This window comes from Devosia sp. MC532 (assembly GCF_016461625.1).
Lineage (GTDB): Bacteria > Pseudomonadota > Alphaproteobacteria > Rhizobiales > Devosiaceae > Devosia.
The window spans coordinates 108,028-126,436 of sequence record NZ_JAEMNZ010000003.1 but is presented as its reverse complement, the minus strand read 5'-3'; the positions used below and the strand labels follow the sequence as shown (position 1 = coordinate 126,436).

Annotated in this window: 19 protein-coding genes and 1 tRNA gene; 9 read left to right on the top strand and 11 right to left on the bottom strand. The window is 57.4% G+C overall.

What is annotated here, in order from left to right; all coding sequences use genetic code 11:
* Positions 1–72: 72 nt before the first annotated feature.
* Both pncB and JHC09_RS05200 read left to right on the top strand, forming a co-directional pair.
* Positions 73–1,380 (top strand): nicotinate phosphoribosyltransferase, encoded by a 1,308-nt coding sequence (gene pncB, locus JHC09_RS05205; RefSeq protein ID WP_199531095.1) that lies wholly within the window; start codon positions 73–75, stop codon positions 1,378–1,380.
* A gap of 127 nt (positions 1,381–1,507) precedes the next feature.
* Positions 1,508–1,873, top strand: coding sequence for a hypothetical protein (locus tag JHC09_RS05200; protein ID WP_199531094.1), 366 nt, complete (start codon positions 1,508–1,510; stop codon positions 1,871–1,873).
* Between the two features lie 66 nt (positions 1,874–1,939).
* On the opposite strand, the gene JHC09_RS05195 is transcribed toward JHC09_RS05200, so the two are convergent.
* From JHC09_RS05195 to tsaB, 4 genes are read right to left on the bottom strand one after another with little or no spacing between them, the layout of a single operon-like run.
* On the bottom strand, positions 1,940–2,734 hold the full coding sequence (locus JHC09_RS05195) for a lysophospholipid acyltransferase family protein (protein ID WP_199531093.1): 795 nt from the start codon (positions 2,732–2,734) through the stop codon (positions 1,940–1,942).
* 8 nt (positions 2,735–2,742) lie between these two features.
* Positions 2,743–3,186 carry a Fur family transcriptional regulator gene (locus JHC09_RS05190; RefSeq protein ID WP_182394597.1) on the bottom strand — a complete coding sequence of 148 codons (444 nt, stop codon included), beginning with the start codon at positions 3,184–3,186 and terminating at the stop codon, positions 2,743–2,745.
* 34 nt (positions 3,187–3,220) lie between these two features.
* Entirely contained in the window at positions 3,221–3,700 is a 480-nt protein-coding gene (gene rimI / locus JHC09_RS05185) for a ribosomal protein S18-alanine N-acetyltransferase (RefSeq protein WP_199531092.1), read from the bottom strand.
* Positions 3,700–4,305, bottom strand: a complete 606-nt coding sequence (gene tsaB, locus JHC09_RS05180; RefSeq protein ID WP_199531091.1) for a tRNA (adenosine(37)-N6)-threonylcarbamoyltransferase complex dimerization subunit type 1 TsaB — start codon at positions 4,303–4,305, stop codon at positions 3,700–3,702. The genes rimI and tsaB overlap by 1 nt, the downstream gene beginning before the upstream one ends.
* Positions 4,306–4,433: 128 nt before the next feature.
* On the opposite strand from tsaB, the gene lnt reads away from it, so the two are divergent.
* The gene (lnt, locus tag JHC09_RS05175; RefSeq protein WP_199531090.1) at positions 4,434–6,050 is read left to right on the top strand and encodes an apolipoprotein N-acyltransferase; all 1,617 of its coding nucleotides are present in this window, start codon (positions 4,434–4,436) and stop codon (positions 6,048–6,050) included.
* Positions 6,051–6,170: 120 nt separating this feature from the next.
* On the opposite strand, the gene JHC09_RS05170 is transcribed toward lnt, so the two are convergent.
* Positions 6,171–6,255: transfer RNA gene (locus JHC09_RS05170), tRNA-Leu, on the bottom strand.
* Between the two features lie 309 nt (positions 6,256–6,564).
* Between JHC09_RS05170 and JHC09_RS05165 the strand changes: the two genes are divergently transcribed.
* Together JHC09_RS05165 and JHC09_RS05160 are read left to right on the top strand one after the other, a co-directional pair.
* Positions 6,565–7,560, top strand: coding sequence for a complex I NDUFA9 subunit family protein (locus JHC09_RS05165; RefSeq protein ID WP_199531089.1), 996 nt, complete (start codon positions 6,565–6,567; stop codon positions 7,558–7,560).
* Positions 7,561–7,699: 139 nt separating this feature from the next.
* Entirely contained in the window at positions 7,700–8,398 is a 699-nt protein-coding gene (locus JHC09_RS05160; protein WP_248308896.1) for a PadR family transcriptional regulator, read from the top strand.
* A 52-nt stretch (positions 8,399–8,450) separates the two neighbouring features.
* Here JHC09_RS05160 and JHC09_RS05155 read toward each other — a convergent pair whose 3' ends face one another.
* From JHC09_RS05155 to JHC09_RS05140, 4 genes are all read right to left on the bottom strand, one after another.
* A complete protein-coding gene (locus JHC09_RS05155) occupies positions 8,451–9,116 on the bottom strand; it encodes a TetR/AcrR family transcriptional regulator (RefSeq protein ID WP_349236515.1) in 666 nt (221 codons plus the stop codon).
* On the bottom strand, positions 9,091–10,617 hold the full coding sequence (locus JHC09_RS05150) for a tripartite tricarboxylate transporter permease (RefSeq protein ID WP_169194379.1): 1,527 nt from the start codon (positions 10,615–10,617) through the stop codon (positions 9,091–9,093). The genes JHC09_RS05155 and JHC09_RS05150 overlap by 26 nt, the downstream gene beginning before the upstream one ends.
* Before the next feature lie 12 nt (positions 10,618–10,629).
* Positions 10,630–11,154, bottom strand: a complete 525-nt coding sequence (locus tag JHC09_RS05145) for a tripartite tricarboxylate transporter TctB family protein (protein WP_199531088.1) — start codon at positions 11,152–11,154, stop codon at positions 10,630–10,632.
* A gap of 85 nt (positions 11,155–11,239) precedes the next feature.
* Positions 11,240–12,286, bottom strand: coding sequence for a tripartite tricarboxylate transporter substrate binding protein (locus tag JHC09_RS05140; RefSeq protein WP_248308895.1), 1,047 nt, complete (start codon positions 12,284–12,286; stop codon positions 11,240–11,242).
* A 210-nt stretch (positions 12,287–12,496) separates the two neighbouring features.
* Here JHC09_RS05140 and JHC09_RS05135 point away from each other — a divergent pair, with 210 nt between their 5' ends.
* The 4 genes from JHC09_RS05135 (at position 12,497) to JHC09_RS05120 (ending at position 16,558) form a co-directional block, all read left to right on the top strand.
* Entirely contained in the window at positions 12,497–13,237 is a 741-nt protein-coding gene (locus JHC09_RS05135) for a sulfite exporter TauE/SafE family protein (RefSeq protein WP_182394585.1), read from the top strand.
* Positions 13,238–13,335: 98 nt separating this feature from the next.
* Complete coding sequence (locus JHC09_RS05130) at positions 13,336–14,487, top strand: Gfo/Idh/MocA family oxidoreductase (protein WP_199531087.1); 1,152 nt, start codon at positions 13,336–13,338, stop codon at positions 14,485–14,487.
* An 80-nt stretch (positions 14,488–14,567) separates the two neighbouring features.
* Entirely contained in the window at positions 14,568–15,737 is a 1,170-nt protein-coding gene (locus JHC09_RS05125; protein ID WP_199531086.1) for a dihydrodipicolinate synthase family protein, read from the top strand.
* On the top strand, positions 15,734–16,558 hold the full coding sequence (locus JHC09_RS05120) for a sugar phosphate isomerase/epimerase family protein (protein WP_199531085.1): 825 nt from the start codon (positions 15,734–15,736) through the stop codon (positions 16,556–16,558). The genes JHC09_RS05125 and JHC09_RS05120 overlap by 4 nt, the downstream gene beginning before the upstream one ends.
* Before the next feature lie 47 nt (positions 16,559–16,605).
* Here the strand turns inward: JHC09_RS05120 and JHC09_RS05115 are convergent, their stop codons facing one another.
* A complete protein-coding gene (locus JHC09_RS05115; protein ID WP_199531084.1) occupies positions 16,606–16,989 on the bottom strand; it encodes a hypothetical protein in 384 nt (127 codons plus the stop codon).
* A gap of 104 nt (positions 16,990–17,093) precedes the next feature.
* Positions 17,094–18,356 carry a methyltransferase gene (locus tag JHC09_RS05110; protein WP_248308894.1) on the bottom strand — a complete coding sequence of 421 codons (1,263 nt, stop codon included), beginning with the start codon at positions 18,354–18,356 and terminating at the stop codon, positions 17,094–17,096.
* Positions 18,357–18,409: the final 53 nt, after the last annotated feature.

The window sequence follows — 18,409 nt, the reverse complement described above, 5'->3', positions numbered from 1 at the left end:
AGCCGCGCTCTGACGACTTTCCATTGCGAAGACAAAACGGTACAAACTGCCGCCGATCTTGGGAGGCTGCTTTTGGCGACTTATACCGATATTGCCCGTCGTGTTTACAACCACACGTGGAAGCTCGATCCGATCGTGCGCAGTCTGCTGGATACGGACTTCTATAAGCTGTTGATGATGCAGATGATCTGGGGGCTATACCCCAAGGTCGAAGCCACGTTTTCCCTGATCAATCGGACCAATAGCGTTAAGCTGGCGGAAGAGATCGACATTGACGAATTGCGTGCCCAGCTTGACCACTGCCGCACGCTGCGCCTGTCGAAAAAAGAAATGATCTGGCTGGCCGGTAACAGCTTTTATGGCTCGCGACAGATTTTCCAGCCTGGCTTCTTGCGCTGGCTCGAAAACTTCCAGCTTCCCGAGTATCGCCTCGAAAAGCGCGATGGGCAGTTTCTATTGGAATTCCCGGGCCCGTGGGTTGAAACCACCATGTGGGAAATTCCGGCCCTCGCGATCATCAACGAATTGCGCTCCCGCGCCGCCATGAAGGAATTTGGTCCCTTTGAGCTCGACGTGCTCTATGCCCGTGCAAAAGCTAAAATGTGGGACAAGGTCGAGCGGCTCAAGAAACTGCCCGACCTCAAGATTTCAGATTTCGGCACGCGTCGTCGTCACTCATTCCTTTGGCAGCGCTGGTGCGTTGAAGCGCTCAAGGAAGGGATCGGCGATAATTTTACCGGGACGTCCAACGTAAAGCTGGCGATGGATACCGACCTAGAGGCGCTCGGGACCAACGCGCATGAGCTGCCTATGGTGCTTGCGGCCCTTGCACGTTCCGACGAGGAATTGCGCGAAGCGCCCTATCGCGTCCTACAGGACTGGAAAAGCTATTACGGGGGCAATCTCCTCATCGTCCTGCCAGATGCCTTTGGCACCGACGCGTTCCTCCGCGATGCGCCAGATTGGGTCGCCGATTGGACCGGTTTCCGCCCCGATAGCGCCCCTGCCATTGAGGGCGGCGAAAAGATTATCGATTTCTGGAAATCGCGCGGCCGGGACCCAAAAGAAAAGCTCCTGATCTTTTCGGATGGGCTCGACGTCGACATGATCGAGGAAGCCTATTTGCACTTTGAGGGCAAGGTTCGCATGAGCTTTGGCTGGGGCACCAACCTCACAAACGACTTTGAGGGATGCTCTCCCGTGCCGCAAAGGGCACTCAAACCCATCTCACTGGTTGCCAAGGTGAGTGAGGCAAATGGCCGACCTGCCGTTAAGCTCTCAGACAATCCTGCGAAGGCCACCGGAGAAAAATCTCAGATTGAAAGATACCTACGAGTGTTCGGAGAATCTGGACGCGTCGAGAAGGCTGTCGTCGTTTAACCAGCTAACAAAACTGTGACCAAAAATTCCCAACTGGGGAGAACTAAAGCCACACTTGTGTCGTTAAGGGGTTATGAACTTAACCGGGCCAATTTGGTCACGAGCTCGCAAAGAGCCGTAGGAATTCATGACCTTAGAGCTGATCGACATTGCGCTGTCAGAGCGCCACAGCCATCCTCGTCTGCAAAATAGGATCACGGGTAAAGTGCGCGCCGTTCTTGCCGAGACCATCGGCGGACGCCTCATCGAGCATGAAATTTTTGTACCGGTCTGGATAGACGCAGTTGAAGGCACGCCTGAGGACGATATTGAGTTGTCCCTAATGGTGAAGGCGGCCTACATCATCGGACGGCTTAAATCGCGCCTCTCCTCCAGCCAGGAGCCGCTATCGGGCAACGTATTTCCAGCAGATACGCCGACGGCTTCAAATGATGACGTCGCCGCGCCGAGCGATATTCCGCATCCAGCGGCCTCAAACAGCACCCAAGAATAAAAACTTGGGCGCGCCATCTGCAGGATGAGCGCGCCCAAAATGTTTTCGATAGCCGGACTGAGACGGCTAAACGCGGACTTCACCACCGCGATTGAGCGCTACCAGATTGGCCCGAACGACGTCTTCGGCGGCCTTGGTGACCAGCTTGCGATCGGTGGTCGATGTCAGCGGCATGGGTGTGCCAAAGGCTACAGTGATGTCCTTGATCGAGCCCCCAAAGATTTCGCGCAGGTTCTGACCAAGGGAATTGGATTTCGACCACGAGATCAGCGAACGCTCATTGCGGCTGATGGGGAGGCCCTGCAGCTTGGTGTAGGCAATCGTGACTGGCTGCAGCACAACGTCCTTCGCCCCAGCTCCAGCGATCGCCATCTGAGCGGCGCCAACCAAGGCCGAGCGGAACGGCAACACGTGGGTGCCAATGTCCGATTGGCCTTCGGCGAACAACACGACAGAATGACCGTCGGCAATGTGCTTGCCCATGGCTTCGGCGGTACGTCCCGTTTCCGAGCGCCGATTGCGGTCAGCGTAAATCGTGCGCTGCAGATAGGCGAGCTGCTTTACGATTGGCCAATCACCAACTTCACGCTTGGCAACGAATGTCACCGGCGCCTGTGAGCCGATAGCGATAATGTCGGTCCAAGCAATGTGGTTTGACACCATGAGCGTCGGGCGTCCTTCGGACGGCGTCCCAATGGCGCGGACGCGCAGGCCGAGCAGAATACAGCTGAGCTTATGGAAGCCGCGCGGGACATACTGCCAACACTTCATATCCAGCTTGACGATCACCCATTGGATCGGCAAGGCGATGATGATGTAGGGGACAAGGATGAACAGGAAAAAGATAGTCCTGAAAATCATGAGACGCGTTAGTCCTGCTTAGTCTTGGGGGCGTTTAGAGGCACAGCGTAGAGCTCAAGCCGATGGTCGACGAGCTTATAGCCAAGGCGCTTTGCGATAACTTCCTGGATAGCCTCGATTTCCTCATTTCGGAACTCGATGACCGTGCCAGTGCGAATGTCGATCAGATGATCATGGTGCTCATCAGGGATGAGCTCAAAACGGGCCCGACCGTCCTTGAAATCATGCTTGGTAACCAAGCCAGCTTCTTCAAATAGATTAACGGTACGGTAGACTGTCGACAGCGAAATGCGCCCGTCAATCGCTGAGGCACGACGGTAAAGCTCTTCCACATCGGGATGGTCGGTGCTTTCTTCGATCACCGCAGCGATTACGCGCCGCTGATCCGTCATGCGCATGCCTTTTGCAACGCATGCTTCCTCGAGGGTGGGATCAGATGTGAGTTTGGTCATGTTTCCGCTCCCGCGCGCACTCTAAACAACCGGGTTAACCAAGATCGCGCGTCATGACAAGCGCGGTGGCCGCCGTGCCATCAGGGCGTGGATAATACCCCTTCCGCTTCGACACGGACTTAAAGCCGTGATGTTCATAAAGGCGGATCGCGGGGGTGTTCTGCTCGTCCACTTCCAGAAACATGGTGGTCACCGGACTCATCAGCAAATCGGCAAACACTGCATCGAGCAGGGCGCGACCTAAGCGTTTGTTGCGCCACTTTTTATCAACCGCGATGGTGAGAAGCTCGGCCTCATCGAGCACGGTGCGAATAACTGCAAAGCCGGCAATGCGGCGCTTGGCATCGCAAGCCACATAGGTTGGTGTCGCCTTGTCGGCGATAAAGTTGGAAAACTCTTCGCTCGACCAACCGCGATAAAATGATCCCGCATGGATTTTCGCCAAGGCGGCCGCATCAGAAGGCTCTGCCGGTTCGATATGCAGCCCTTGCGGGGCCAACCACAGCTTATCCATCAAACGCGCCTTGGAATGCGAGAGGCGTTTTGCGGCTTGGCATCGGCATCGCGCACATAGCTCGCATGTGGCGGATAGTCGGCGGTGTTTTGTTCGGCAGCAAAACGAGCCATCGCGACGATGTCGACAAATGGGCTGTCGACCAAGGTCGCCTCATCGGGAATGGCAGCGCGCGCCTCTTCAAGCGGTAGCAGTCGCACGGGCGTTTCCGGAACGCCGGGCGCCGAGAACGTCTGAAAATAGGCTTCGTCGCGGCGGGCATCCAAGAAAATTGCAACTGGACCACTCGCCACGGTGAGCGACAGCGCTAGCAGACTTGGAATGCCCAGAACGGGTATCTTGCGGGCGACACCAAGGCCGCGCGCTGCGGAAAGACCGATGCGCAGACCGGTGAACGAACCTGGGCCAGTGGTGACGGCGATGCGCTCAATATCAGCGTTGGAGACGTTGTTCCGCGACAGCAAAGTGTCGAGACGCGCAAAGAGAATTTCCGCGTGCCCTTTGGCGATGTCATCAACGATGAAATCGCTGGTACCGTCTGCCAAGAGCAGGCCCAACTGAAGGCGCGGAGCAGCTGTGTCGATAGCAAGGGTAATGGCGGGCAAGCGAAGATCTCCCAAGGCGGGTTCTAACAGGCACTATCGCTCAAAATGGCTTGAGTCCACCGCCTTGACGCCTCACCCCACTGCGACCACCTTGCCTTTATGCCCATTGATTCGCTGCGTATCTCGATATGACATGGCTCGCTGAAACGACGATGCTGAGCCAGGGATGGCGCCGGTTCTTGATCCTGCTTCTGGCAGGCCTTGTTGCAGGGCTTTCTGTACCTCCCTTTTTCCTTCTGCCAGCGCTGTTCGTCGCCATGCCCATTTGGATCTGGGCTCTCGATGGTGCAGAGCGCGGCAAAGGGCTCAAGCGCATTTTCGGCCCCGCCTTCTCCATCGGCTTTGCTTTTGGCCTTGGGTATTTCCTCGTTAGCTTTCATTGGCTGGGCGCGGCGTTTTTCGTCGATGGCGGTTGGTTCGTTGCAGCCATGCCTTTTGCCATCCTGGCGCTCTCCGCGCTCATCGCTCTCTTCTGGGGTCTGGCCAGTGCCTTTGCTCATATGAGTTGGAGCCACGGGGGCACGCGTATTTTCACTCTTGCTGGCTGGCTGGCCGCGGCAGAATTTGCGCGCGGCCATGTGCTCACCGGCTTTCCGTTTGATCTGCTCGGCTACAGCCTCACCGCAACTGAAGAATTGATGCAGGCAAGCTCACTGGTCGGCGTCTATGGCCTGAGCTTTATCGCGCCGTTGATTGCCGCGACCCCTGCCCTGATTTGGCCGGCAGATGATCGCAATTGGTCCCGGCGATTGGCGCCCTTCGTTGGCGCCATCTTTATCGTCGCCTCCATGCTTGGCTATGGCTGGAACCGGCTCAACACCACGCCAGTCACCGAGCGCACCGACATGCATATGCGCCTCGTGCAGCCACTGGTTTTTGAGCACAGCGATTTTGGCAATGTCGACCCAGTCGCACTCATCGACCGCCTCACCATGTTGTCGGAAATGCGCATGGACCCGATCGATCAGGGTCTAGCCGATATCACCCATCTCGTTTGGCCAGAATCGAGTCTCCCTTTCTATCTCGAAGCCTATCCAGAGGCCCTCACCCGGATCGCACGCCTCCTGCCCCCGCAAGCCAGCCTCATCACCGGCGCGCCACGTCGTCCCTATGCGCTGGATGCAGTGGACGCCTCAGGCAAGCCATACAATTCAGTGATCGTTGTCGACACCGAAGGCGAGATCGTCTCGAGCTACGACAAATCCCATCTCGTCCCCTTTGGTGAATATCTGCCGTTTGACGAGCTCCTGGCCAAAATTGGCGTGCAACAATTTGTGCCTGGCTCAGATGGCTGGGCCGCAGGCGACGCCAAGCGCCGCTTGATGACCCTGCCCGGCGGCATCAACGCTCTGGTGTTGATCTGTTACGAAATTTTGTTTTCCGGCGATCTTGGCGAAGCCGCCAATGCAGGCTTCCTGCTCAATGTCACCAATGACGCTTGGTTCGATGCGTCCTACGGCCCCAGCCAGCACGCGCACCACGCGCGCATTCGCGCCGTCGAAGAAGGCATGAGCCTCATTCGCGTCGCCAATACCGGCCTCACCTATGCCACCGACCCACTGGGTCGGATCACGGCACGGCTTGCGCCGGGTGAAATGGGGGCTCTCGATGTCCGTCCCCATGAACGGCTAGACAGCACGCTGTTCGCACAGCTGCGCCACTGGCCCTTCTTACTCGCGGTTTTGGGAAGCATCTTGGCCGGCTTTGTCGCCCACGTCCGGATCAGACGCCAGCGCCTGATCTGACCCTAGAAGGGTAAACACCCGCGCTTTGTACCAGAGTTTTGTACCAAGCAGAGAAACCTCAGTGCCCTAAAGCACGAAACCCGCGCATCCACGAGGGATACACGGGTTTTCGAGAAGGATTGGTGCCCAGAAGAAGACTCGAACTTCCACACCTTGCGGTACACGGACCTGAACCGTGCGCGTCTACCAATTCCGCCATCTGGGCAGTGTCGCTTTTGCAGCAGTGCTGCGGCAACGAGTGACTATCTAGATTAGGGTGTTTCCGAAGTCAACGCGCTTTGCGGGCCAGCCTAAAACTTTGCACCCATACAAACCCTTATCCCGATTTCTTCCACAGCGAAGGCCCTTGAAAACTGGGCTGAATATCGGATTTGGAAAAATCTTCACTGAGTGGAAAACTGCGCGCCTAAAGCACCATCGGACGCAAACAATCGGCCATCAAAGCGGGCCGAAACACTCGACAGGCGGACCGGGCTTGGCTAAAACCGGTCAACTTGTCGCAGGAGTGCCGTCTATGACTCGCAATGCCCAGAAGCTCGTCACGATTTTTGGTGGATCGGGATTTGTCGGGACCCATCTGGTGCAGGTGTTGGCACGCGAAGGATTCCGTATTCGCGTTGCTGTGCGTCGCCCCGATCTGGCAGGTGTTGTACGTACTCCAGGTGCTGTTGGCCAAATCGTGCCGATCCAAGCCAATCTGCGCAATGAGGCCTCAGTTCAGCGGGCTGTCGCTGGCGCCGATGTTGTGATCAATCTGGTCGGCATCGGCCACCAGAGCGGCAAACAGAATTTTGACGCCGTGCACACCACGGGCGCTGCCACTGTCGCTCGAGCCGCCAAGGCCGCTGGGGTTTCAACTCTGGTCCATCTCTCGGCGCTCGGCGTTGATCAGGCTGCGTCGGTATCAAAATATGCAGCCAGCAAGCTTGCCGGTGATGAAGCTGTGTTGGCAGCTTATCCGCAGGCCATCATTTTGCGCCCCTCGCTGATCTTCGGCGTTGGCGATGGCTTCTTTAACCTCATGGGTACGCTGTCGCGCATTATGCCGATCATGCCGCTGATTGCTGGCAATACGAAATTCCAGCCCGTATTCGTTGGCGACGTGGCGGAAGCCATTGCCAAGGCCGCAAAGGGCGAGGTGAAGACTGGCAAGATTTACGAGCTGGGTGGCCCAGACGTTGAAAGCCACAAGGTTCTTATGCAGCGCATTCTCGCCGAAGCCGGGCGCAACCGGCCGCTGGTGCCATTCCCAGCTGGCCTCGCCAAGTTCGGCGCGAACCTCTTGGGTATTCTGCCCTTCAAGCCAGTGGTGACCAGCGACCAAGTCGATCTGCTCGGGGTCGATAATGTGGTTTCCGACGACGCTATCAGAGACAAGCGTACCCTAGCCGCATTTGGGATTGCCCCCACCAGCATGGGCGAGGTGCTACCGACCTATATGTGGCGCTTCCGCCGTAATGGCGAGTTCGACCGAGCCGATCGCGGCCCCAATACAGGTCTTGCCACCTAACTATCGCAGAATATTTTTTGAAGGCGCTTCAAGCTCATAGGCTCGGAGCGCCTTTTTGTTTCCCCGATATATCTTGAAACCGATCTTACAGGGACAATCTCTTGTTCAAGGGCGTTAAGATATATCTTGGAGACATATCATGGCATCTCGCGATTTTCGTGATTTTGACTGGAGCACTGTAGACCAATTGGCGCGTCGCAGCTGGGGACGTATGCAGCGTGCCGCTGGCGTCGATTTCGGCGAATGGGGTGGCAAGGCCCGCGTCGGCAAAATGCTGGCCTCGGGTGACTTACGCCTTGTGGCGCTCTTTTTCATCGAGCAGCAGCCGCGCCACGGCTATGATTTGATCAAAGCCGTAGAGGAAGCGTCCAATGGCGTCTATTCGCCGAGCCCTGGCATTGTTTACCCGGCGCTGACCTATCTTGAGGAGGCGGGCTTCGCGACTTCAAGTGTTGACGGCAATAAGAAGCTTTATGCCATCACCGACGAAGGCCGTGCGCATTTGGAAGACAATCGCGAGGCAGTGGCCGCCACGCTAGAGTTTCTGGCACGGACGGGCGAGCAGGTGAACAAGTTCCGCGATTTCGTTGCCGCCGATTGGCCTTTTGGAGGCAAAGGGGAGCCGGACGCAACGCCGTCACACTCCGCTTGGGCGCCAGACGACCGGCCTATGCATGACGTGGTGCCGGAACTGGATGCGGCGCGCAAAGCGGTGAAGCAGGCGATTAAAAAGGCCCGCACTGGTTCGGACGACGTGCAGTTGCGCGCAGCTGAGATTTTGCGTCGCGCCGCAGCCGATATTGAGGCGCTCGGTCAGGACGATGACGTCGACCTTTAAGGGCTGAACGGCATGAACTAGGGCAGGGGGAAACCTCTGCCCTTTTTGCTTTTTAGCCGTGCCGCGATTTGGTTTTCAGAAAGTCGAGAACCATTTGCACGGCATGCGCCTCGCGCTCCTGCACCATAGCAACGCTTGAGAGATCGCGCTCAAAGATCACCGACAGGGTGGCCGTGTTCGACACATAGAAGAAGCCGAGCGCCGCCACGGAAATATAAAGCTGCACCGGGTCGACATCGCGGCGGAACAGCCCCGCTTCGGCGCCACGCTCGATAATCTCGGCGATTTGCCCGACCAGCGGCGAGTGCAGCGCCTTGATATCGGGCAAGGTCTTGAGGAACCGCGCGTTCTCAATGTTTTCCGTGCCCAAGAGGCGCGGAAACCATGGGTTGGCAAGGAAGTGACGGAAGGTGAACCGCACAAGGCGGTCCATAGCTTCCACCGGGTCATAGCGCCCCAAGGACAGGGCCCTCTCACCGGCGCGGATCTCGGTATAGGCTTCCAAGAGGACGGCCCGGTAGAGCTCTTCTTTATTGCCGAAATAATGATAGAGCAGCCGCTTATTGGCCTCAGCCCGCTCGGCGATGGCATCGACGCGCGCGCCCTCAAAGCCCCGATCGGCAAACTCCACTCTGGCTGCGGCCAGAATGGAGGCTTTGGTCTTTACCGAATTCCTTGGGCGTTTCGACGTCTCAGCTTTTGGCTGGGACGGCTCCACGATTGCGGGCGAAGAGGGATCGGACACGTCGATTTACCGCCGGAATGGACATCAGAATGGTGAAGACAATGATCAGGCAGATAACAGCGCTGATCGGCCGGGTAAAGAAGGGCGTTGGGTCGCCATTGGTAAGCGCCAAGCCGCGGCGCAGGTTCAGGTCTAAGAGATCGCCGAGCACGATGCCCAAAACCAGTGGCGCCATTGGGTATTTCATCTCCCGAAGGAAGAAGCCGACAATGCCAAAGACCAACATGACGTAGACGTCGAACATGCGCTGAGTGATGGCAAATGAGCCAATAACGCAGAGCACATAGATGACCGCCATGAGCCGTTCGCGTGGGACCGAAAGGACCTTAATGAAGACCTTGGTCAGCGACAGGCCGAAGATCAGATTGGCGAGCGTTGCCAACAGCAGCATGCCCACGACCTGATAGAGGAAGGGCGCATTCTCGATCATCAGCATGGGGCCAGGGCGGATGCCGTGGATCATCATCGCCGCGATGAGCACGGCGGCCGCGGCAGAGCCGGGCAGGGCCAGAGTAAGTGTCGGGATCATCGAGGCCGACACCACGGCATTGTCGCCGGTTTCTGCCGCGATCAGCCCTTCTTGGCTGCCCTTGCCGAACTCTTCGGGGTTCTTGGACAGCTTTTTGGCCGCTGCATAGGAACTCCAGGCGCCCACGTCCTCACCGACACCCGGAATAATACCAACAAAGGTGCCAATGATGCCGGAACGAATAATGGTTTTCCAATATTGGAAAATCTCGCGGAAGGTCGGCACGACACGATCATTCACCGGGGCGATATTGGCGATGGCCGTGCGCTTCATGGTGGAGAGAATTTCGGCCAAGCCAAAGGCGCCAACCATGGCCGGGATCAAATCAATGCCGCCACCAAGCGCCGGTATGCCAAAGGTAAAGCGCTGATGCGCATGCAGCGTTTCCATGCCGATCATGGCCACCAACAGGCCAATGATCCCAGCGATGTAGCCCTTTAGCGGCGTATCAGAGCCCGTCATCTGACCCGATACAACCACACCGAAGAGGGCAAGCCAGAAAAACTCATAGGAGCCAAATTTCAGCGCCGCTTCCGAAAGCACCGGAGCAATAATGGCGAGAAAGAAAATGCCGACCAAGGTTCCCAAAGTGGAGGAGGTCGTCGCAAGGCCCATCGCAAGACCTGCCTTGCCCTGCTTGGCCAGGGGATGACCATCGAGCGTCGCGGCCGCATTGGCCGGTGTGCCGGGGATATTGAGCAGAATGGCAGTACGGCTGCCCCCATAGATGGCACCCAAATAGACGCACATCAGGGTGAGAATGGCCTGGTCTGGCGCCATTTTATAAGTGAGCGTCACCAAGAGCGCGACGCCCATGGTGGCGGTCAGCCCGGGCAAAATACCGATGGTCAGACCGAGCAGTGTTGCCCACGCCACATTGAAAAGGCCGGAGGGGGTTATGAAATGCGCCACCCCCTGGCCGAGGAGAATAAGTCCGTCAAACATCGAAGCCGTCTCCTAAGGCAGCCGAACCAGAAAAATCTGGCCGAACACATAGTTGACGCCCACGCCTGCAACGAGCGCGACCACCAGTGCCCAGATCAGTGTCCGCACGAGGTTCGCGGGTCGATCTGCCAGTACGGTTTCAAACAAGACGATAAAGGCAAACACAAAGAGTGCCGACGCCAGCCAGAACGGCATGCGGCCCACGAGCCCCAATGTGTAGACCAAGGCGAGAGCGGCGACGGTGACAACGCGAATAGTTTGCCACGAAAGCAGCAGGTTCAGCAGCGCTACCCCGCCAGCCTTGGTATCGAGCTTCCATGACCGAAAGGCGAGCAGGGACCCACACAGGGTCAGGGCAACGCCGAGCACAAAGGGCACGAGACCCGGTATCGTTGCTGGGTGAATACGGCGCACGGTGAGCCGATCCATGGTCCAAGACAGATACGTAACGGCAAGGCCGAGTGCGATCAGAATAATCGCAGTGATAAGATCGGCGCGTATGCGCGCAGCATCCTCGTGCTGAGCAGAGAGGGTCATTTTATGTGCCTAAAGTTTGGTACGGCCCCACCAACATCGGGCCAACCGCTAGCTTTCACGAAAGCCAGCGGTTGGTTGGTTAGTGTTAGTTCTTGGCCATCTCAGTGCGGGTTTCGCAATCGATGCCAATGGTGGACGGGTCGTTGACCGCTTCACCGCGACCAACGGAATCGCAGGCCTCAAGAATCACAACCGGCATCGCCAGAGCGCGCGCCTCTTCGCCATAAGATGGAGCGAAAACGGCACCGAAGGTTTCAGCGTAGGTTTTTACCGCTTCAGATGTTGAGACCTTTTCAGCCCAAATCTTGTCGAGTGTGGCTACCACCTCGGCCGGCACGCCCTTTGGCACGAAAATACCGAAGTAATCCGGCGCCAGCTCCATGTCTGGAAGCCAGTTTGTGATCGGTGGGATCGGCTCAGCGCCTTCAATAACAAGCGGCTGGTTGGACAACACGGCCAGAGCTCTGAGACGTCCACCGCGGATCAGTTCGGTTTGCTCAACGGCAAGTTGGGTGGTGACCATGGCTTCGCCAGCGGCTGTTGCAATCGCAGCTGGGCCGCCACCATCATAGGTGATCATGTTGTAGTCAAAGCCGCCCGCCGCCCCCGAAAGCGCTCCGATGGCTGTGCCACCAGATGAGGTGATACCGGCTGTCGCCACGGAAATGCCGCTACCAGCGTCCGACTGGAACGCCGCCAAAAGTTCGCCGAAATCCTTGAACTGGCTGTCCATCGGCACCGAGACTACCGGCACGTTGGCAACGGAAAGATAGATGTGCCAGTCGTCGATATTGGTGTTTTCCAAAAGCCCCGTCACCGAATAGGTGGCGTTGTTGGCGATCGCATTGGCAGTCCAGGTGTAGCCATCGCGCTCAGCGTTGAGCACTTCCTGCGTACCAATGGCACCGGATGCGCCTGGTTGGTTGACGACGACGACTTCAACACCAAGGGCTTCAGCAAGGATCGGCGCGGTGACACGGGTCACCTGATCGGTCGACCCACCAGCGCCCCACGGTACGATGAGATTGATTGGACGATCAGGCTTCCATTCCTGACCCATGGCCATAGTTGCGCCCAGCGCGAACACAGCAGTGCTCGACGCGAGGACGACGCGCAGCAGTGACTGCTTCATCCTAAAACTCCTCCCGTTGGAGCCCAGTATTCTGGTGCTCACCCGGGCAGATTGGGTGCCTAAAAACTATGTGTCAAGCTAGAAGTAACCGATCAGTGATTTAGTGAGCGCTAACTCTGGCCTATTAGAGTATCACGCCATGCGGTAATTGCTTGGCGAAAGTCCGGCTTGGTATTGTGGCGCGGACGAACATATCTCTTCGGGGCAATCATGGAATTGGAACGCTTGGCCATCTTGGGCTTAGCTTTGGCAGCGGGCGCTTTTGTGAAGGGCGCAACAGGCATGGGGCTGCCCCTGATCGCACTGCCGGTTTTGACCTCGGCCTTTGGTTTGCAGCATGCAGTGGGCATTATGGCCGTGGTGCAGATCGTCACCAATATTGCTCAGGTCTGGCAGTTTCGTGATGGTGCCAAGGACGTGCGCTTGCAGTTTATGCCGATGTTTTTGGTGACCTGCGCCGTCGGCGTTGGCTTCGGCACATGGCTCTTGGGCAATCTTCCAGAGCGCTATTTGATCTTCAGCCTTGGCATTGTGCTGCTGGTCTATTTTGTTCTCAAAATTAAGAACCCGCACTTTTCTATTGCCCCCACTGTGGCGCAAAAACTGGCCCCCTTCACCGGCGTTGGCACGGGCATATTGCAAGGCGCAACCGGCATTTCGGCACCCGTTGGCGTGACCTTTATCCATGCCATGGGGTTGGACCGGCGCGTGCATGTTTATGCCGTCTCGGCCATGTTCCTACTCCTCGGGTTTATCCACCTCCCCGCGCTATTCATCTCCGGCATTATGAAGCCAGATTGGATGCTAGAAGCGCTTCTCGCGCTGATCCCGATCGCCATCTTTATGCCCCTCGGACAGCGCGTTGCTGGGAAACTGAGTCGTAAGGCCTTTGACCGAATGATCCTGATCTTTCTCGGTCTGATGGGCGTAAAAATGGTGGTGGGGCTCTAACCTCACCACTTTATGCCTACGCAAACCCGCTTGACGGCCGTCATTCTACTCGCCTAAGTAACTACACAGTTACACAGCGCAATCCTGAGGAGGTTTTGATGGCGGTTCGGCGGGTAGGCATTATCATGCACGGCGTCACGGGGCGCATGGGCTATAACCAGCATCTGGTGCGCTCTATTCTGGCCATACGGGATCAAGGCGGCATCAGCCTTGCCAATGGCGACCGCCTCGTTGTCGATCCGATCATCGTTGGTCGTAATCGCGACAAGATCGAAGCGCTGGCGAAGAAGCACAATATCGCCCGCTGGAGCGACGATCTTGAGGCCGCACTGTCCAATAAGGACGACGAGATTTTCTTCGATGCTGGCACGACGCTGATGCGCGCAGGCCTGATCGAACAGGCACTTGCCGCTGGTAAGCATGTCTATTGCGAAAAGCCGACCTCGGACGATCTCGAAGTCGCGGTCAACCTGGCCAAAACCGCCCGCGCCTCTGGCCTCAAGCACGGCGTGGTGCAGGACAAGCTGTTCCTCCCCGGCCTGATGAAGCTTAAAATGCTCCGCGACAGCGGTTTCTTCGGCGACATTCTCTCGGTGCGTGGCGAGTTCGGCTATTGGGTGTTTGAAGGCGACTGGCAGAAGGCGCAGCGCCCAAGCTGGAACTATCGCAAGAACGACGGTGGCGGCATCATCCTCGATATGCTGTGCCACTGGCGCTATGTGATGGACAATCTCTTCGGTGAAGTGAAGGCCGTCTCCTGCCTGGGTGCGACCCATATTCCAAAGCGCGTCGACGAGCAGGGCAATACTTTCAACTGCGATACCGACGACGCAGCTTACGCAACCTTTGAGCTCGAAGGCGGCATCATTGCCCAGATCAATTCGAGCTGGACGACGCGCGTCCGTCGCGACGATCTCGTGACCTTCCACGTCGATGGTACTCACGGCTCCGCCGTTGCTGGCCTCCACAAGTGCTGGACCCAGCATCGCGTCAACACGCCAAAGCCGGTGTGGAACCCTGACCAGCCCCAGACCATGAATTTCTTCAACGATTGGGAAGAAGTTCCGGACAACTGGCCAGCCGACAACGGCTTTAAGGCGCAGTGGGAAATGTTCCTGCGCCATGTCGCCGAGGACGCGCCTTGGGAATATGGCCTTGAGGCCGGCGCCAAGGGCGTGCAACTGGCCGAACTGGGCCTCAAGAGTTGGGCCGAGCGCCGTTGGCTCGATGTGCCAAAGCTCGAATTCTAATTTCGCTCAACCCTCCCGGCGCCGCCTCGAACGAGTTTTGAGGCGGCGGTGGGCGTTTGCAAAGGCTTGAGGAGATGCCAATGCCGCAGTTAAACCTACCCAATGCTGATCGTTCGATTACGCCCTATGTACTCAAGGGCGATCCGATCCCCTTCGTCAAATTCAAAGCCAGCGACTTTCCACGCATCGCCTATTCGGCAGCGCATGTCGTCGCCGACCCGCTGGCAGTTGTTGACCCGTGGTTGACCCCCGCAATTGATTGGGACACGACGCTCAAGTTCCGCCATCGCATGTGGGACCTTGGGCTTGGCGTTGCCGAAGCCATGGACACAGCCCAGCGCGGCATGGGCCTCACCTGGACCGAAGCGCAGGAGCTGATCCGCCGCTCGCAGGTGGAAGCCCGCAGTCGCTCCGACAGTCTCATCGCCTATGGCGCCGGCACCGACCATCTCGCGCCCGGCCCGGACGTCACCATTGACGATATTCTGCGCGCCTATGACGAACAGGTTGATTTCGTTGAAGGGCAGGGTGGTCGCGTCATCCTCATGGCCAGCCGCGCGCTCGCGGCGGCAGCCAAGTCGCCAGACGATTATGCCCGCGTTTATGGCCATGTCCTGAGCCAGGTGAAGCAACCGGTGATCATGCATTGGCTGGGCGAAATGTTTGATCCAGCTTTGCTCGGCTATTGGGGCAAGGGTACGCATGACGAAGCCATGGACGTGTGCCTCGATGTGATCGCCGCTCACGCCGACAAGGTCGACGGCATCAAAATCTCTCTGCTCTCGGCAGAAAAAGAGATCGACATGCGCCGCCGCCTGCCGAGCCAGGTCAAAATGTATACGGGCGACGATTTCAATTATGCCGAGTTGATCGCTGGCGACGACCAAGGTTTTTCGCACGCCCTGCTTGGTATCTTTGACGCCATTGCGCCCGCAGCATCAGCCGGTCTCGCGGCCTTGGGCCGTGGCAATACCAATGAGTTTTTCGACATTTTGGAGCCAACGGTCCCGTTGAGCCGTCACATCTTTGCCGCGCCCACCCGCTTTTACAAAACCGGCGTCGTCTTCCTCGCCTATCTCAACGGATTGCAGGATCATTTTCAGATGGTCGGCGGGCAGCAGTCGACCCGTTCCGTGCAGCACTTTGCCGAGCTCTTCCGCCTTGCTGACAAGGCCCGCGTGCTGGCCGACCCAGAACTCGCCACGAGCCGCATGAAGGCCTTTCTCGCCGTCAATGGAGTTTCCGCATGACCGAACGAGGCATCTCCCTCAATTTTGCCACGACGCGCCAGCAGTGGGGCTTTGCCGAAGCCGTCGACGGGTGCTTGCGGGCTGGAATTACCGCCATCTCGCCGTGGCGCGATCAAATCCAGGCCATTGGCCTCAAAGAAGCCGCGCGGATTGTTCGGGACAACAAGCTGCAAGTGACGGGCGTCTGCCGTGGCGGCATGTTCCCAGCCCTCACAGCCGAAGGGCTCAAGGCCAATATCGAAGACAATTTGCGCGCAATCGACGAAGCCGCCGCGCTCAATGCAGACTGTCTTGTGTTAGTTGTGGGTGGCATTCCGCAGGGCAGCCGCAATATCATTGAAGCCCGCAAGCAGGTGTCCGACGGCATTGCCGCCATCCTGCCACACGCCAAAGCGTCCAATGTGAAGATCGCTATCGAGCCGCTACATCCCATGTATGCCGCCGACCGCGCCTGCGTGAACACCATCGACCAAGCGCTCGATATTTGCGAACAGCTGGGCGAAACGGTTGGCGTCGCTATCGACGTTTATCACGTCTGGTGGGACCCCAATCTGGCCAAAGCTATTGCGCGGGCAGGGCGGATGAAGCGTATTTTCGCGCATCATATTTGCGACTGGCTCAATCCAACCACGGACTTTTTGCTCGATCGCGGCATGATGGGCGATGGTGTCATCGACCTTCCCGGCATCCGCAAAATGATCGAGGACGCAGGTTTTTTCGGCCCGCAAGAGGTGGAGATTTTCAGCCAAAACAATTGGTGGAAGCGCGATAGCGACGAAGTACTTCAGGTGATCAAGGAACGCGTTGCCACTGTCTGTTAAACAAAAAAAGCCCCGGTCTCCCGGGGCTTTTCAAATTCATCTACCGATTACTGTTTGATGTAATCAATGCTGGAGCAGAAGATGCCGCCCTTACAACCGGTGAGCTTGATGGTGGTGGCATTCTTGAGTTCAACAATGGCCTTTGCACCACCACCGTTGAGCGAGATATTGCCTTCCCACTTGTTCGGGCCAGTCTGCTTGCCCTGCACAACCTGCTGATTCACGAACTTCAGGTTTTCAGGGGTACGCGAGTCGCCCTGAATGTCGTTCAGCGTACCGCACAAGTCAGTGCCATCGCCACAAAGCTTGAATGTGAAGCTAGTGCCCCACTTATCAACCCAAGTCCCGTTCGGCGAAGCGTCCTGAGCGAAGGTTGGCGCAGCAAACAAAGCTGCAAACGAAGCGGCGGCAATAATGGTCTTCAGCATCATTAAGTAATGCTCCTTATCAAAACGCGCCTAATTGAAGGCACGTGCGTGTCTCGTTCAAGCCCTTAATGGAAGAAACGCCGGTACATCGTTATCGGTTGCTAAATTTAACGACGGAAGGTTCCAGCGACCTCAATGTGAGTGGACCAAGCGAACTGATCTACTGCTATTAGATCACTGAGAATGAACCCGGCCTGAACAAGCGTTTTTGCGTCCCGGGCAAAAGTTTTCGGATCGCAGGCGACCATGACCACGTTCTTCACCTTCGACTTTACCAGCTCTCTGATCTGCGCTTCGGCACCAGCCCGAGGCGGATCGAGAACGACTGTTTCGAAGTTGAGCTCGAACTGGGTAAGTGGGTCGCGGAAAAGATCTCGCACCTTGCTGGTGACAGCCTTCAACCCCTTGGTGAAACGTGTGGCCTTTGCGAGCGCAAGGGTTGCGGCCTTATCGCTATCGGCGGCGTAAACCGGCGCCTTTTCGGCCAGACGCAGGGCAAATGGACCAATCCCGCAGAAAAGGTCGGCCACGGACTTGGACTTGCCAACTGCGGCGATCACATAGCTGGCCAGAACGTCTTCCGCCTGTGCAGTCGCTTGGAGGAAGCTACCAATCGGCAAGTCAACTTCCGAGCGCCCCATAGTGATCGTTGGCTGCTGGCGCACCGATACCATGTCGCCATCAATGGAGAGACGCGCCAGACGCAGTTGGGCGGCCAATGGCACGAGCGTCTCCAACTTCAAGCCCTTTGGGGCCTTGCGGACGTGCACGTCTAGTCCCGTGGTGGTCGCTGTAAAGCTGACATCGCATTCTCCGATAGACGCCGCCAAAATCCGCGCGATCTTGGGAGCATGAACGAGAGCAGGCACAAGGATCGGGCATTTTTCGATGTTGAGCAGTTCATGCGAGCGAATGCGCATATAGCCAGCAGCATCCTTGCGAGCATGAAGCGTCGCACGACGGCGTCCCTCGCCATGCGCGATGTGGAAAGCCTCAACCTTGTGCTCAAGACCGGCGTGTTGGAGCGCTGTTTCCACCAAGCCAATTTTGAAGGCTTTATAAGCATCGGGCGAAAGATGCTGGATCTGGCAGCCGCCGCACTCACCGAAATAGGGGCAGAAGGGTTCAATACGATCAGCTGAAGCGGTCGTGACGGTTTGCAGCTGCCCGCGCTCCCCCTCGTGCTCAATGACAACCTCTTCACCCGGCAGGGTGAAGGGCACATAAACGCGCTGGCCATCAATGCTGGTGACGCCTTCGCCCCGCTGTCCGAGGGTTTCGATGGTGACGGTGGTGGACATGGGCGAACTCAACTCTTGTATCGGGTCTGGCTGGGGCACCAGATAGCCAGAAGCCCGACGATTACTCATCGGGCTTCTGGCTTGCTGCTAATTGTTTATCTCAGGACTGGGCCCCAAGAAAT